Below are 14933 nucleotides of genomic sequence, written 5' to 3' on the forward strand. Positions count from 1 at the left end.
GCGGGGGCGGGCGCCGGTTGCGACGCCGCGGGCGGCGTCGGGGCCGCGGCACCGCCCAGGCCCAGCTCCTGGCGGGCGCGGGCGGCGTGGTCGAACGCGACCACGAGGTCGAAGGCCGTGGGCACGACGGCCTGCGAGGACGCGAAGCCGTGCTGCCCCCGACGCATCGCGAAGCCGATCACGCCGAAGATCAGCCACACCGCCAGGCCCAGCAGCATGGAGGTGAGGATCTGCCCCGGGCCGGCCTCGGGGGCCAGCAGGTAGAGGAACACGCCGATCAGTCCGCCGAAGAACACGCCGCGCACACCCGCGGACAACGCCACCTGGGCGTAGTTCAGCCGGCCGCGCACCCGCTCCACGACCCGCAGGTCCTTGCCCACGATCGACACGGCGCTCACGGGGAAGTCCGTGGCGGCGAGGCGGTCCACCTGATCGCGCGCCTGCGCGTAGGTGGCGTAGGTGGCCAGCAGCTCGCCGCGGGGCAGGCCCTGCTCGGCTCCGGGCTGAGGGTTGGGCATCATGATCGACATGGACCCATTGTGCCCGGCCCGGTACCCGGGCGGGCGGGGGTCCGCCGTCCGCGGACACGGAGCCGCGGCCCGGTACGCCGTAGGCTGGGTCGGTGAGCTCCCCCAAGATCTTCGTGGCCCGCCTGCTGGGCCTGGACGTCTTCGACCCCCTCGGCGACCGCCTGGGCCGGCTGCGCGACGTCGTCGTGCTGGACCGCGGCCCCGCCGCGGCCCCGTTCGCCACCGGCCTCGTGATCGAGGTCCCCGGCAAGAAGCGCGTCTTCGTCCCGATGACGCGGGTGACGTCCATGGACTCGGGCCGGATCATCACGACCGGGCTGATCAACCTGCGCCGGTTCTCCCGCCGTGGCGCCGAGCAGATGGTGGCCGCCGACCTCTTCGACCGGAAGGTGCGCCTCTCCGACGGGTCGGGCGAGGCCTTCCTGGAGGACATCGGGCTGGAGCAGCAGCGCAACGGCGACTGGCTGGTCTCGGACCTGTACGTGCGCCGCATCGTCGGCCGCGGCCCCTTCGGCCGCGCCCAGCGGGGCGAGCACCTCCTGCTGAACTGGGACGAGGCCCGCTGGACGGCGCAGGCCGACCCGCAGGGGGCCACGAGCTTCCTCGCCGCGCACGAGGACCTCAAGCCCGCCGACCTGGCGGACATGCTCCACGACATGTCGGAGAAGCGCCGCGTCGAGGTCGCCAGGGAGCTGCAGAACGAACGCCTCGCGGACGTGCTCCAGGAGCTGCCCGACGACGACCAGGTGCAGATCCTCTCCCAGCTGGACATCGACCGCGCCGCCGACGTCCTGGAGGAGATGGACCCGGACGACGCGGCGGACCTGCTCCACGAGCTGCCCGACTCCCAGCAGGAGCTGCTGCTCGAACGCATGGAGCCGGAGGACGCCGAGGACGTCCGGCGCCTGCTCGAGTACGAGGAGGGCACGGCGGGCTCGCTCATGACCCCCGTGCCGGTCATCCTCCCCCCGGAGGCCACCGTGGCCGAGGCCATGGCGACCATCCGACAGCAGGAGATCTCCCCCGCGTTGGCCTCGCTCGTGATCGTGGCCCGGCCGCCGTTGGAGACGCCGACGGGCCGGTTCCTCGGCGTCGTCCACTTCCAGCGCCTGCTGCGGTACCCGCCGCCGGAGGCGATCGGCAACATCATGGACAAGGATCTCGAGGCCGTCTCGGACCTCGCCCCCATCGCCCACGTGACCCGCGAGCTCGCGACCTACAACCTCACGTGCATCCCCGTGGTGAACGAGCAGGACCGCGTCGTCGGGGCCGTGAGCGTGGACGACCTGCTCGACCACATCCTGCCCGACGACTGGCGGGCCATGGACCTCGACGACGCCGAGACCCGCCCCGCAACCTGACCCCGCGGCCCGCCGCCGCACGACACCGGAGGTGTGAGCATGACCCAGACCGCGCGATACCTGCGCCCGGGCCGCGGCACCGGCCTGGACACCCCGCTGAGCGCCAGCGGGCGCCGCGTGCCCCGGCTGGCCCCGAACCCGGACGCCTTCGGCGAGGCCACCGAGGGCATCGCCCGCTTCATGGGCACCCCGCAGTTCCTCGTCTGGATGACGCTGTTCTGCGCCGCCTGGCTGGGCTGGAACACGTTCGGCCCGATGGCGTGGCGGTTCGACTCCGCCGAGCTCGGCTTCACCGCGCTCACGCTCATGCTCTCCCTCCAGGCGTCCTACGCCGCACCCCTGCTCCTGCTGGCGCAGAACCGCCAGGACGACCGGGACAAGGTCGCGCTGCGCGAGGACCGTGACCGCGCCGAGCGCAACCTCGCCGACACCGAGTTCCTCACCCGCGAGATCGCCGGTCTGCGGCTGGCCGTCCAGGAGGTCGCCACGCGCGACTTCGTGCGCGGCGAGCTGCGCGGCGTCCAGGACGACCTCAGGGACGACCTCCGCGAGGCGCTGCGCGCCGAGCTGCGGGAGGAGATCCGGGAGGAGATCCGGGAGGAGCTGCGCGCCGGCCTCCCGGGCGCCGAGGCCCAGCCCCGCAAGAACAAGAAGACCAAGGGCCGCGGCCGGGATGCGCGGCGCGGCGACGCCGGCGCCGAGCCCACGACCACCACGCTCGCCACCCTCGCGGCGCAGGAGGCCCGGGAGGCCCAGGAGGCCCGCGAGGCCCGCGAGGCCGGGGGGTCCGGCCCGGCGGCCGGTCCCGCCGACGGTGCGGGCCCGGTGGACGGGGGCGGCCGATGAGCGCCCTGGGCCTGCCCGTGCCCGAGGTCCGCACCGACCTCGAGCGCCGGGTGCTGGAACGGCTCGCCACGGTCCAGGACCCCGAGATCCGCCGCCCGATCACCGACCTCGGCATGGTGGAGTCGGTCGTGGAGACCGCCCCGGGCGTCGTCGAGGTCGCGGTGCTGCTCACGATCGCCGCGTGCCCCCTGCGCGGGACGATCCAGACGGACGTGGCCGCCGCCGTCGCCGACGTGCCCGGCTGCGGGTCCGTGGACGTCCGCGTCGGGGTCATGGAGCCCGAGCGCCGCCTGGCGCTGCAGGACGCCCTGCGCGCGACTCGGCCGACGAACCCGTTCGGGAAGGACACGCTCACGCGCGTCCTCGCGGTGGCCTCGGGCAAGGGCGGCGTGGGCAAGTCCTCGGTCACGGCCAACCTCGCGGTCGCGCTCGCCGCGCGCGGGCTCGCCGTCGGCCTGATCGACGCGGACGTGCACGGCTACTCCATCCCCGGGCTCCTGGGCGTGAGCGCCACCCCGACGAAGCTGGACCGGATGATCCTGCCCCCCGTGGTGCGGGACGTGAAGGTCATCTCGATCGGCATGTTCCTCGACGCGGACCGGCCGGTGGCCTGGCGCGGGCCGATGCTGCATCGCGCGCTCGAACAGTTCGTCACGGACGTGCACTGGGGCGACCTGGACGTCCTGCTCGTGGACCTGCCCCCGGGCACCGGTGACATCGCGATCTCGACGGCGCAGCTGCTGCCCGCCTCGGAGCTGCTCGTGGTGACCACGCCGCAGCACGCCGCCGCGCAGGTGGCCGCGCGCGCCGGTCAGCTGGCGGAGCAGACGGGCCAGACCGTGGCCGGCGTCGTGGAGAACATGGGGCCGATGACCCTGCCGGACGGCACCGTCCTGGATGTGTTCGGAACCGGCGGCGGCGCCGAGGTGGCGGAGCGGCTGTCCGGGGTGCTGGGCACTCAGGTGCCGCTGCTGGGCACCGTCCCCCTGGACCCGGCGCTGCGCGCGGGCGGCGACGCCGGCGAACCCGTGGTGGTGTCCGCGCCGGAGAGCCCCGCGGGCCGGGCGCTGACGCAGATCGCGCAGCGGGTGGCCGTGCGGCCGCGCGGGCTGGCCGGGCGGCCTCTGCCGTTCACCCCTCGCTGACCTCGGGTGCCGGCGCCCCGGCCGGGGCACCCGACGCGCGCGGCGGCGTCAGGTCGCGTCGACGTCGAAGGGGGCGGGCGCCAGCCCGAGCAGCTCGAGCGGGTCCGGTTCGGTCTCGACGGCGGCAGGACGCTCCTCGACGAGGGCATCGGCCCGGCCGGAGGCCATCAGGGCTGCGGCGGCGCCGCCCACGGCGGCCGCCCCCGCGCCGGGCGTGGTCGACCGGGTCTGTGCGGCGGCGGTGCCGGACTCCGCGGAGGCGGTGCTGCCGGCCCCGGCGGGGCGGCGGAAGAGCGTGCGCGGATCCATGTCCGCCAGGTCCTGGCGGGTGAGGCCGCCGTGCACGTCCTCGGCGCTGATGCCCGTCGCCTGCGCCGCCCGGGACGCGGGCGTGGACGAGCCGCCGGCGGGCTCGCGGAGCGCGTCGCGGATGATGCGACGCGGGTCGTACTGGCGGGGGTCGTACTTGCGCCAGTCCACCTCGTCGAAGTCCGTGCCGGTCTCCTCCTTGAACTGCGCCTTGGCACCCTCGGCCTTGTCGCGCATGACGCGCAGCCAGTCGGTGAAGGCGCGCGTGTACTCGGGGAGCTTCTCCGGCCCGAGGATGACGATCGCGAGCACCGCCAAGATGATGAACTCGCTGCCGTTGATACCAAACACCCTCCGAACTCTACTAGAGGGGCACCGCCGCCCAGCCCGGAGCCGCGGGGGCGGGGCGGCTCAGCCGCGGGGGCGCGGCACGGCGTCCGCGATGCGTTCGAGGCCTCGCTCGAGGCGTTCCTCGACGGCGTCGCCGCCGCCCAGCTCGAGCACCCGTGCCCGCTCGGAGACCAGCAGGTGGGTGAGGACCGCGTCGGCGCGCTCGTCCGGCAGGCTGGCCTCCACGCGGTAGGCGGCCTGGGGCGTGGTCAGCTCGGCCGTCCAGCCGTCCTGCTCCCCCGCCGGGACGATCCGGTAGACGCCGCCGCCGGCCAGCCGACGCTCCTGTGCCCCCGTGCTCAGGGGCGCGGTCGAGGCACAGCCCTCCGGGGCGGCTCCCACGATCCGGGGTCGGCACTCACGGACGGTCACGGTCGGCTCGTCCCGGCCCCAGCCGACGACGACCTCCACGTCCTCGGCCGTCTGGGCGGTGTCGACGGTGAGCGGCTCCAGGCCGGCCCCCACGAGGGAGGGCACCGTCCAGCCCTGACCCCGCAGCTCCGCGACGGTGCCGCGCCGGTCCGTCGACGCGGTCCCGGCCGCCGGCAGGGCGACGGTGTCCGTCGGGGTCGGGGCCGTGCGCAGGGCCGCGGTGCGGGGCGCGCCGGCCACCCAGACCGCGGTGAACAGCCCGCCGAGCAGGACGACGAAGGTCAGCAGCCCCACCACGAGGCGGCCGGAGACCCCGCGGGCGCGCAGCACCGGGGCGACGACGGCGCCGGCCGGACGCTGGTGCACCGTGCGGGCGGCGTCGAGCACGCGGGCCCGGGCCTGGACGGTGGCGCGGCACTCGGGGCAGCGGTCCAGGTGGCGGGCGATGCGCGCCCGGGACGCGGCGGGGAGGGAGCCCTCGAGGTAGGCGTCCATGTGGCGCTGGGTGTGTCGACGTCCCATGCGGCCACCTCCTCGGTCCTCGCGTCCTCGGTCCGGCGAACGGCCTCCCGCACGGCGGGAGCCGGTTCGTGCCATCTCCCATCATCGGCCCGCCTCCTGGGAGAACTCTGGGTCGCGGCCGCGTGCCGACCCGTACACTGGCCCGCGTCGCCCGTGCCGCGGGCGAGGTCCCGCCGTCGTCGTCCCGGAGTCACCCATGAGCGCCCTGCAGCCCCAGCCCACCGACAAGCACGCGTCCTGGGCCTGGTCGGAGAGCCGGGCCACCGAGGACGACGTCGTCCTGCGCGCCCGCGAGCGCGCCGCCGAGCTGGACGTGCCGCCGGTGAGCGAGGGGACGGCGGCCCTGTTGACGGTGCTGGCGGCCACACGGGCCCCCGCGGCGGTCGTGGAGGTGGGCACGGGCGCCGGCGTCTCGGGGCTCGCCCTGATGCGCGGTCTGCCCGAGCGCACGGTCCTCACCACCGTGGACCCGGACGCGGAGGCCCAGCGTGCGGCCCGCGAGGCGTTCTCGGAGGCCCGCCTGCCCACGAGCCGCACCCGCATGATCACGGGGCGCTCCCGGCTCGTCCTCCCCCGGCTCACGAGCGGCGCCTATGAGATGGTCCTGGTGGACGGGGACCCGGCCGCGCGTCAGTTCGACGTCGAGCAGGCCGCGCGCATGCTCGCCCCCGGCGGCGTGCTCGTCGTGGTGGACGCCCTCGACGGGGACCGCGTTCCCCGGCCCGCCGTGCGCGACGAGTCCACCGTGTCCGCCCGGGCGGTGGACCGCCTCATCCGGGAGGACGAGCACTGGCTGTCCGCCGTCGTCCCCTCCGGCACGGGCGTGCTGATCGCGGTGCGCCGCTGATCCGCGGCGTCGCCGGGGACGCGGACGCCCCGCGCACCGTGACGGTGCGCGGGGCGTCCGCGTCGAAGGGGTCCGGGCTCAGGCCTGGATGACGCCCTCGAGGCACTCCTTGAGCTCGCGGGCCTCGTCCGCGTTGATCTCCAGCACGAGACGGCCGCCGCCGTCGATCGGCACGCGCATGATCAGGCTGCGCCCCTCCTTGGTCACTTCCATGGGACCGTCCCCGGTGCGGGGCTTCATGGCGGCCATTGCGACTTCCCTTCTGGATGATGTTCCCGTCACGGCGTCCGGTGACCGCGGGAGCGGGCACTGTCCGGACGCCTCCGGCGCCCCCGCACGCGGGCGTGCGCGAGGCCGGTCACATCACCATTATCGCGGATTCCGCGTGCTCGCGCCAAACGATGGCCTGCACCGAGCCCGGCCCGCGACTCAGGCGCGCGCCGCCGGATCGCTCCGGGACGGGTCGGCGGCCTCGAGCTCGGCCAGCCGGGCCCGCAGTGCGGCCGCCTCGTCCTCGCGCTGCGCGAGGGCGTCCCGCAGCCGCAGCAGGACGGCGTCCACCTGGTCCCGCTGGTAGCCGGGCACCGCGACGGCCAGCCGCAGCAGGTCGACATCCGCCGCGCGCGGCCGCTCCGGCAGCAGGACGGGGTGCCCGGGCGTCCGTCCGGCCGGGTCGTCGGCCCGGAGCGTGAGCCGGCCCGCGAGGGAGGCGGCCAGGGCGCCCAGCACGACGACGAGCACGGCCACGAGAACGATCCCCTGCGGCCCGCTCACGCGTCGGCCCTCCCCGCCGAGCGGAGCACGCACGCGACGGCCTCCTCGGCCGTGTCCACGAGCTGGACGAGGTCCGGGTCCTCGGGCGAGATCATGCCGCGTTCCACGAGCGTGCCGCGGATCCAGTCCACGAGCGGGCCCCAGAAGCCGCGGTCCACGAGGACCACGGGGAAGCGGGTGACGGTGCCGGTCTGCACGAGGGTGAGGGCCTCGAAGAGCTCGTCCAGGGTGCCGAGGCCGCCGGGCAGCACGATGAACCCCTGCGCGTACTTGAGGAACATGACCTTGCGGACGAAGAAGTAGCGGAAGTCCACCCCCACGTGCACCCAGGGGTTCAGACCGGTCTCGAACGGCAGCTCGATGCCCAGGCCCACGGACTCTCCACCGGCCTCGTGGGCGCCACGGTTGGCGGCCGCCATGGTGCCGGGCCCCCCACCGGTGATGACCGTGTACCCGGCCCGGGCCAGGCGGGTCCCGACCTCGTGGGCCAGGGCGTACTCGGCGCTGCCCTCGGGCGTGCGCGCCGAGCCGAACACGGAGACCGCGGGACCCAGCCCCGCGAGGGTGCCGAAGCCCTCGACGAACTCGGCCTGGATGCGCAGGACACGCCAGGCCTCGGACGTCGTCGAGGCGATGTCGGCGGCGGGCTGGGTCGCGTCGCCGGGCCGCCGGCCGTCGAGGAGGAGCTGGTCGAACGTGGGGGTGCGCGCCGCCTCCCCGCGCAGGACCTGCCCGCCGCGGCGGACGCGCTGGGGCTTGGCGGCGACGTCGCCGCCCGAGGGGTGCTCATGTGGGGCCATGGCGCCAGCCTAACGAGCCGGCGGGCCGCCGGGGCCGGCGTCGCACGGCGCACCGCGCCGGGTGTGGCGTGCGCTATATTCCACTGGCATGACGCAGATCACGCCTGAGCAGCCCCACGGCGCCCACCTCCCCGACGAGGCCGGTGTGCGGCGCCGTCGCGGTGCCGCGGGCGATGACCTGATCGTCCTCGAGGGCGTCAACAAGCACTTCGGCGACTTCCACGCCCTCCGCCAGATCGACCTGCGGATCCCGCGCGGCCAGGTGGCGATCGTCCTCGGCCCGTCCGGCTCCGGCAAGTCGACGCTGTGCCGCACGATCAACCGGCTCGAGACCATCGACGACGACGGCGGCCGCATCCTGGTCGACGGGCGGCCGCTCCCCACCGAGGGCAGACAGCTCGCCCAGCTGCGCGCCGAGATCGGCATGGTCTTCCAGTCCTTCAACCTCTTCGCGCACAAGTCGATCCTGGAGAACGTGACCCTCGGGCCCATCAAGGTGAAGGGCAAGCGCCGGGCGGACGCCGAGCGGCACGCCATGGAGCTGCTCGAGCGCGTGGGCGTGGCCCAGCAGGCGAGGAAGATGCCGGCCCAGCTCTCCGGCGGGCAGCAGCAGCGCGTGGCCATCGCCCGTGCCCTGGCGATGGAGCCGAAGGCCCTGCTCTTCGACGAGCCGACCTCCGCCCTCGACCCCGAGATGGTGCAGGAGGTCCTCGACGTCATGGTCCAGCTCGCCGAGGGCGGCATGACCATGGTCGTGGTCACCCATGAGATGGGCTTCGCCCGCAAGGCCGGGGACCGCGTGGTCTTCATGGCCGACGGCGCCATCCTCGAGGACACCGACCCCGACACCTTCTTCACGAACCCCCGACACGAGCGCGCCCAGGACTTCCTGGGCAAGATCCTCGCGCACTGACCCCGTCCCCCGTCGCACCCCACCGCACCGAACCAGAGGAGAGCACCATGCTCCGCACGAAGCTCCTGACCCTGTCCGCCGTCACCGCCGCGGCCGCGCTGTCCCTCACCGCCTGCGCGCCGTCGTCCTCGCAGGGCGGCGGTGGCGACGCCGCCGGCTCGTCCTCGGCCGGCGAGTCGACGTCGTCCGGCTCCGGCGAGAGCCTGCGCATCGGCATCAAGTTCGACCAGCCGGGCCTGGGCTACCGCGAGGGCTCGGCCCAGCCCACCGGCTTCGACACGGACGTGGCCCGCTACGTGGCGGACAAGCTCGGCGTGGCCGAGCAGGACATCGAGTGGGTCCAGACCCCGTCTGCGAACCGGGAGAACGCCCTGGAGAACGGCGAGGTCGACATGATCTTCGCGACGTACTCCATCACGGACGCCCGCAAGGAGCGCGTCGCCTTCGCGGGCCCGTACTTCGTGGCCGGCCAGGACCTGCTGGTCCGCGCGGACGACACCGCGATCACCGGCCCCGAGTCCCTCGACGGGAAGAACCTCTGCTCCGTCACCGGCTCCACCTCGGCCCAGAAGATCAAGGACCAGTTCGCCTCCGGCGTGAACCTGGTGGAGCAGGGCGGCTACGCCGAATGCGTGACCTACCTCGAGTCCGGCCAGGTGGACGCCGTGACCACGGACGACATCATCCTCGCGGGCCTGGCCGCCGCCGACGCCAACAAGGGCAAGTTCAAGGTCGTCGGCAACACCTTCACCACGGAGCGCTACGGCGTCGGCCTGCCGAAGGACTCGGAGCGCTGCGAGGACATCAACGAGGCGATCAAGGAGATGAAGGACTCCGGCGAGTGGAAGAAGGCCCTCGAGTCCAACACCGAGGGCACGGGCTACACCTACGACGAGACGCTGAACTCCGGCGAGGACGCTGAGTTCGAGCCCTGCGCCTGACGGCCTCCTGCGCCGGGTGGGCCGAGGGCGTGACCTGAACCGTCACCCTCGGCCCGCCCGGCGGCTCCCCTGCCCGTCAGCCCTGTCCCGACCCTCGGAGAAGACATGGAATCGATCTCCTCGCTCCTCGCGGACTACGGCGCGGACATCCCGCTCGCGTTCTGGACGAACATCAGGCTCGCGTTCCTCGCGACCCTCGGCTCGTTCGTCCTCGGCGTGGTGCTCGCCCTGTTCCGCATCTCGCCCGTCCCCTCGCTGCGCGCCCTCGGCGCCGGCTACGTCAACGTGGTCCGCAACACCCCGCTCACGATCATCATGCTGCTCGGCGTGCTCGCCGTCTGGGGACAGCTGAAGATCAGCTTCTCGTCCGACTTCACGCTGAACTTCTTCATCTACGCCGTGATCGCCCTCTCGCTCTACCACGCGGCGTTCATGTGCGAGGCGATCCGCTCCGGCGTCAACACCGTCCCGCTCGGGCAGGCCGAGGCCGCCCGCTCCATCGGCCTGGGCTTCCTGCCCGCGGCCCGCCACGTGATCCTGCCCCAGGCGCTGCGCGGGGCCATCACCCCGCTGGGCAACACCGTGATCGCGCTGACCAAGAACACCACCGTCGCCGCCGCGGCGTCGGTGGCGGAGGCCTCGGGCCTGATGAAGCGCATGATCGAGTTCAGCCCGGACTTGATGGTGGCGATCTTCCTGACCTTCGCGATCGGCTTCTGCCTGATCGTCATCCCCATCGGCCTGCTGACCACGTGGGCCTCGGAGAAGTGGGCGGTGGCCCGATGAGTGCCCAGGCCTCCGTCCTCTTCGACGCCCCGGGTCCGATCGCCCGCCGGCGGATCCTCCTCGCCAACCTCGTCTCCCTCGCCGCGGTGTTGGTCGTGGCGGTGCTCGTGCTGATCCAGATGAACGCCACCGGCCAGCTCTCCGGCCGCCGCTGGCTGGCCGCCGTCGACGGCAACGCGTGGCGGAACTATTACCTGCCGGGCCTGCAGTTCACCCTGCAGTCCGCGGGCATCGCCGTGGTCTCCTCCGTGGTGTTCGGCCTGGTGTTCGGCTTCCTGCGGCTGGCCCCGGTCGGCCCGGTGCGCTGGCTGGCCGCCGTCGTCGTGGAGTTCTTCCGGGCCGTGCCGGTGCTCGTGATGATGGTGTTCTTCTACCAGCTGTTCGCACAGGTCGCGCGCTCCGGGGCGATCCAGCCCCAGGACGGCCCGTACTACGCGGTGATCGCGGCGCTGACCCTGTACAACGGGTCCGTGATCGCGGAGCTGGTGCGCTCCGGGGTGCGCTCGCTGCCGCGCGGCCAGCGCGAGGCGGCCGCGGCGGTGGGCATGACGAGCACCCAGTCCCTGCGGCTCGTGGAGGTGCCCCAGGCCCTCATCGCCATGCTGCCGTCGCTGCTGAGCCAGTTCGTGGTGATCCTCAAGGACTCGGCGCTGGGCTACCTCATCGGCTTCTTCGAACTCCTGCAGTACGCCCGCCAGCTCGGCTCCGGCAACGGCAACATCCTGCAGTCCCTCGTGGTGGCCGCGATGATCTTCATCGTGATCAACTTCCTCCTCACCTGGGCGGCCACCCGGCTCTCGAGGCGGCTGTCGTCGCGGACGGCCGGCGACGCCAGCGCCCCCACGACCCCGCGCGTCGGGGCGCCCACGGACACGGCGGGCTGACCGGGCGGCGGGCGAGGCGGGCCCGCGGGTCGGGCGGCTGGCACCGGCCGACGTCGTCGGGTCAGCCGGCCAGCCAGGCCGCGAGCGCCGCGAGGCACGCGTGGACCGCCTCGCGGTGCACGTGCTCGTCGTCCGTGTGGGCCAGGAGGGCGTCGCCGGGGCCGAAGTTGACCGCGGGCACGCCCAGCTGGGAGAACCGGGCCACGTCCGTCCACCCGTACTTGGGCTGGGGCTCTCCCCCGACGGCGGCGACGAACGCGGCGGCGGCCGGCCGGTCCAGACCGGGGCGGGCGGCGGGCGAGGCGTCGTCGATCCGCACCTGGGCGTCCCAGTCCACGCCGGCCCCCTCCAGCACCGTGCGGACGTGCGCGTGGGCCTGCTCGAGGGTCTTGTCCGGAGCGAACCGGTAGTTCAGGTCCACGGACGCCTCGTCCGGGATGACGTTGCCCGCGACGCCGCCGGCCACGCGGATCGCGTGCAGCCCCTCGCGGTACTCCAGGCCCTCCACCGTGACCGTGGCCGGCTCGTACGCCGCCAGGGCGGTGAGCACGGGGGCCAGCTTGTGGATCGCGTTGTCGCCGCGCCAGGCGCGGCCCGAGTGCGCCGCGACACCGGAGAAGGTGACGCGGTACCGGCACGTGCCGTTGCAGCCGCCCTCCACGACGCCGTCGGTCGGCTCGAGCAGCACCGCGAAGTCGCCCTCCAGCAGCTCGGGGGCCTGGCGGGCCACGCGGGCGAGGCCCGAGAGGTCCGAGGAGACCTCCTCGTGGTCGTAGAACACCCACGTGACGTCGTGCACGGGGGTCGGGCCGTCCGCGCGGCCGAAGCGGCCGGCCAGGGCCAGCTGCACGGCGACGCCGGACTTCATGTCCACGGCCCCGCGGCCGTACAGCACGTCCCCGTCCCACGCCGAGGGCACGGTCCCGCGCGAGCCCGGCACGGTGGGCAGGGGCACCGTGTCCAGGTGCCCGGCCAGGATCACGCGGGTCGACCGCCCCAGAGCGGTGCGGGCGACGACGGCGTCCCCGAACCTCCGCACCTCGAGGCCGCCGAGGGCGCGCAGGGCCTGCTCGACGGCGTCGGCCAGCGGCCCCTCCTCCCCCGAGACGGAGCGCACGTCCAGCAGGGTGGCGGTGAGCGCCGCGACGTCGAGGTCCGGATCGGCGAGGTCGGGCAGGGACACGGGGGTGAGACTCATGTGTCCAGTCTACGGACGCGCCTCCCGTCGCCCCGCAGCGTGCCACCGCCACTCAGTAGGCTGAGGCGCATGACCCAGACCGCCGCACAGCAGCCCTCCTCCCGTCTCGTCTCCGGCCACGGCCTGGCCACCACGGCCGCCGACGGCGCCGTCCTGGACGTGTGGTTCCCCGCCCCCGTGGCCGGCCCGCTCTCCGCTGCGGACGCCTCGCTGCGCGACACCCTGCGCGCCCTCGCCGCGGACGACGCGGACCGCGGGACCACGCAGGCCGTCGTCGAGCTGGAGGTCGACCTGGACGCCGCCCCGGCCTCCACCGCGGACGCGTGGCTGCGCCTGCACGCCCTCTCGCACCGCCTGACGCGGCCGAACGAGCTCAACCTCGACGGCGTCTTCGGGCTGCTCACCAACGTGGTGTGGACGAACCACGGACCCTGCGCGGTCGCCGACTTCGAGCTGACGCGGGCGAGGCTGCGTGCCCGCGGCGCCGTGCAGGTGTACGGCGTGGACAAGTTCCCGCGCATGACGGACTACGTCGTGCCCTCCGGGGTGCGCATCGGCGACGCGGACCGGGTGCGCCTGGGCGCCCACCTTGCCGAGGGGACGACCGTGATGCACGAGGGCTTCGTGAACTTCAACGCGGGCACCCTGGGGCACTCGATGGTGGAGGGCCGGATCTCGGCCGGCGTCGTGGTGGGCGACGGGTCGGACGTCGGAGGCGGCGCGTCCATCATGGGCACGCTCTCCGGCGGCGGCACCCAGCGGATCGTGATCGGCGAGCACGTGCTGCTCGGCGCGAACTCCGGCGTGGGCATCTCCGTCGGCGACGACTGCGTGGTCGAGGCCGGTCTGTACGTCACCGCGGGCACGCGCGTGAGCGTGCTCCAGGACGGCGAGGCGGCGCGGACCGTGAAGGCCGTGGACCTCTCCGGCGTGCCGAACCTGCTGTTCCGCCGCAACTCCACCACGGGCCGGGTCGAGGCCCTCCCCCGCGCCGGCCGGACCGTCGAACTGAACGCTGCGCTGCACGCGAACTGACCCGTTGCGCCCGGCCCGCGGCTCTTCCCTCCCCTCCCCGTTCCCCGCCGCGTTGGGGGGCGATTTCCGGTGGTATCCCGCCGGGATAACGCCGGCTATCGCCCCCGGAGCTCCACGGCGGTCCGGGGGCGGGGCGACGACGGCGGCACGCGGCGCGGGCCGTCGGCTCCTGCACAGCAGCGCCCGCCCCGCGCGTCATCCCCGTGCCGCGGCCAGCGCGCCCCGGGCGCCCCGCCGGCGTCGTCCGATGGGTGCATGCCGCGCGTCGTGACTCCTCTGCCGCCCGACCAGCCCGCCGTCCTGTTGGCCACGGACCTGGCCCGACTGGGGCTGCCGCCCGACCGCGCCCGCCGGTCGGACCTGGAGCGGGTCGGACAGGGCTTCCACCGGCAGCGGGCGCACCCTGGCACGGGATGGGCCGACCTGGGCCTGCCCGAGCCCGGGCACGGCTTCTCCCCCGATCACCTTGCCGCGCTTCTGCGCCGACGCCCGGATGCCGTCCTCTCCCACGAGACCGCGGCCCACCTGCACGGTCTGCCGATGCCCGCGCGTGCCTGGCGGCGGCGCGACCCGGCGACCGGCGAGCTCGACGTCGACCCGCCGGTTCACCTCACCGTGGCCCGGGGGACACGACGCGTCCGGCGGGCTGGTCTGATGGACCACCGGCGGCCGCTGGCGCCCGAGTTCGTCACGCACGTGCACGGCCTGCGCGTCACCACGGTCGATCGCACCTGGCTGGACCTGTGCTCCCTGACGCCCCCGTGGACGTTCGAGGACCTCGTGGCCGCCGGCGACCACGCCGTCCGGCACCCGTGGACGCCCGCGGGCCGGACGGATCCGGCCACCACGATCGCCGCGCTGCGGTCCGCGCTGCGCGCGTCCGGACGCTTCCATGGCCGCCCGGCCGCCCGGGAGGCGCTGGACTCCGTTCGCGTCGGGGCGGACTCGCCGCCCGAGACCCGCCTGCGCCTCGCCCTCGTGGCCGGCGGGCTGCCGGAGCCGGAGCTGCAGGCCGCGCTCGAACCCGGGGACCCCTTCTCCCCCGTGGCCGACCTGGCCTACCGCCACGTGCGCCTGGCCCTGCAGTACGACGGTGCGGGGCACCGCACGCGGGAGCAGCAGGCGCGCGACGCCCGCCGGGACCGCTACGGCCAGGCGCGCGGCTGGACGACGCTCCGCGTCACCTGGGCGGATGGGCGCGAGGACTTCCGTGGCGTCGTCGCGGTGGTCCGACGCCGCCTCAGCCCCTCCGCCTCGACGTGAGCACGCTCCGGCGAACG

At 74.5% G+C, this 14933-nt stretch carries 17 protein-coding genes; 10 read left to right on the forward strand and 7 right to left on the reverse strand.

The window, feature by feature from the left end; translation table 11 throughout:
* Nucleotides 1–530: YflT domain-containing protein (locus ACZ1IK_RS06480; RefSeq protein WP_465098404.1), on the reverse strand; the 530-nt coding region annotated here is incomplete at its 3' end.
* A gap of 92 nt (nt 531–622) precedes the next feature.
* Between ACZ1IK_RS06480 and ACZ1IK_RS06485 the strand changes: the two genes are divergently transcribed.
* The 3 genes from ACZ1IK_RS06485 to ACZ1IK_RS06495 are packed head-to-tail and all read left to right on the forward strand — an operon-like array spanning nt 623 to nt 3882.
* A complete protein-coding gene (locus ACZ1IK_RS06485) occupies nt 623–1891 on the forward strand; it encodes a magnesium transporter MgtE N-terminal domain-containing protein (protein WP_010080556.1) in 1269 nt (422 codons plus the stop codon).
* A 39-nt stretch (nt 1892–1930) separates the two neighbouring features.
* Complete coding sequence (locus ACZ1IK_RS06490) at nt 1931–2737, forward strand: DUF1003 domain-containing protein (RefSeq protein ID WP_041103367.1); 807 nt, start codon at nt 1931–1933, stop codon at nt 2735–2737.
* Nucleotides 2734–3882, forward strand: a complete 1149-nt coding sequence (locus ACZ1IK_RS06495; RefSeq protein WP_041103369.1) for an Mrp/NBP35 family ATP-binding protein — start codon at nt 2734–2736, stop codon at nt 3880–3882. The genes ACZ1IK_RS06490 and ACZ1IK_RS06495 overlap by 4 nt, the downstream gene beginning before the upstream one ends.
* Nucleotides 3883–3930: 48 nt before the next feature.
* Here the strand turns inward: ACZ1IK_RS06495 and ACZ1IK_RS06500 are convergent, their stop codons facing one another.
* On the reverse strand, nt 3931–4542 hold the full coding sequence (locus ACZ1IK_RS06500) for a twin-arginine translocase TatA/TatE family subunit (RefSeq protein WP_041103371.1): 612 nt from the start codon (nt 4540–4542) through the stop codon (nt 3931–3933).
* A gap of 60 nt (nt 4543–4602) precedes the next feature.
* Entirely contained in the window at nt 4603–5475 is an 873-nt protein-coding gene (locus ACZ1IK_RS06505) for an anti-sigma factor (RefSeq protein ID WP_036382685.1), read from the reverse strand.
* A gap of 196 nt (nt 5476–5671) precedes the next feature.
* On the opposite strand from ACZ1IK_RS06505, the gene ACZ1IK_RS06510 reads away from it, so the two are divergent.
* Complete coding sequence (locus ACZ1IK_RS06510) at nt 5672–6322, forward strand: O-methyltransferase (protein WP_036316483.1); 651 nt, start codon at nt 5672–5674, stop codon at nt 6320–6322.
* A 78-nt stretch (nt 6323–6400) separates the two neighbouring features.
* Here ACZ1IK_RS06510 and ACZ1IK_RS06515 read toward each other — a convergent pair whose 3' ends face one another.
* The 3 genes from ACZ1IK_RS06515 to ACZ1IK_RS06525 form a co-directional block, all read right to left on the reverse strand.
* On the reverse strand, nt 6401–6571 hold the full coding sequence (locus ACZ1IK_RS06515) for a DUF3117 domain-containing protein (RefSeq protein WP_002855133.1): 171 nt from the start codon (nt 6569–6571) through the stop codon (nt 6401–6403).
* Nucleotides 6572–6751: 180 nt separating this feature from the next.
* Entirely contained in the window at nt 6752–7096 is a 345-nt protein-coding gene (locus ACZ1IK_RS06520) for a hypothetical protein (RefSeq protein ID WP_041105318.1), read from the reverse strand.
* Nucleotides 7093–7896, reverse strand: coding sequence for an LOG family protein (locus ACZ1IK_RS06525; protein ID WP_041105315.1), 804 nt, complete (start codon nt 7894–7896; stop codon nt 7093–7095). The genes ACZ1IK_RS06520 and ACZ1IK_RS06525 overlap by 4 nt, the downstream gene beginning before the upstream one ends.
* Nucleotides 7897–8074: 178 nt before the next feature.
* Here ACZ1IK_RS06525 and ACZ1IK_RS06530 point away from each other — a divergent pair, with 178 nt between their 5' ends.
* The 4 genes from ACZ1IK_RS06530 (at nt 8075) to ACZ1IK_RS06545 (ending at nt 11420) form a co-directional block, all read left to right on the forward strand.
* Nucleotides 8075–8809 carry an amino acid ABC transporter ATP-binding protein gene (locus ACZ1IK_RS06530; RefSeq protein WP_186313175.1) on the forward strand — a complete coding sequence of 245 codons (735 nt, stop codon included), beginning with the start codon at nt 8075–8077 and terminating at the stop codon, nt 8807–8809.
* A 47-nt stretch (nt 8810–8856) separates the two neighbouring features.
* A complete protein-coding gene (locus ACZ1IK_RS06535; RefSeq protein ID WP_041105310.1) occupies nt 8857–9750 on the forward strand; it encodes a glutamate ABC transporter substrate-binding protein in 894 nt (297 codons plus the stop codon).
* Nucleotides 9751–9855: 105 nt separating this feature from the next.
* Entirely contained in the window at nt 9856–10536 is a 681-nt protein-coding gene (locus ACZ1IK_RS06540) for an amino acid ABC transporter permease (protein ID WP_041105308.1), read from the forward strand.
* Entirely contained in the window at nt 10533–11420 is an 888-nt protein-coding gene (locus tag ACZ1IK_RS06545) for an amino acid ABC transporter permease (RefSeq protein WP_041105305.1), read from the forward strand. The genes ACZ1IK_RS06540 and ACZ1IK_RS06545 overlap by 4 nt, the downstream gene beginning before the upstream one ends.
* A 61-nt stretch (nt 11421–11481) precedes the next feature.
* Here the strand turns inward: ACZ1IK_RS06545 and dapE are convergent, their stop codons facing one another.
* Nucleotides 11482–12618 carry a succinyl-diaminopimelate desuccinylase gene (gene dapE, locus ACZ1IK_RS06550; RefSeq protein ID WP_041105303.1) on the reverse strand — a complete coding sequence of 379 codons (1137 nt, stop codon included), beginning with the start codon at nt 12616–12618 and terminating at the stop codon, nt 11482–11484.
* A gap of 69 nt (nt 12619–12687) precedes the next feature.
* On the opposite strand from dapE, the gene dapD reads away from it, so the two are divergent.
* The gene (gene dapD, locus ACZ1IK_RS06555; protein WP_145950525.1) at nt 12688–13653 is read left to right on the forward strand and encodes a 2,3,4,5-tetrahydropyridine-2,6-dicarboxylate N-succinyltransferase; all 966 of its coding nucleotides are present in this window, start codon (nt 12688–12690) and stop codon (nt 13651–13653) included.
* A 255-nt stretch (nt 13654–13908) separates the two neighbouring features.
* Nucleotides 13909–14916: a DUF559 domain-containing protein gene (locus tag ACZ1IK_RS06560; protein WP_063190247.1), complete on the forward strand. Its 1008-nt coding sequence runs from the start codon at nt 13909–13911 to the stop codon at nt 14914–14916.
* The last annotated feature ends 17 nt before the right edge of the window (nt 14917–14933 follow it).

This window comes from Micrococcus sp. CS26 (genome assembly GCF_055522295.1).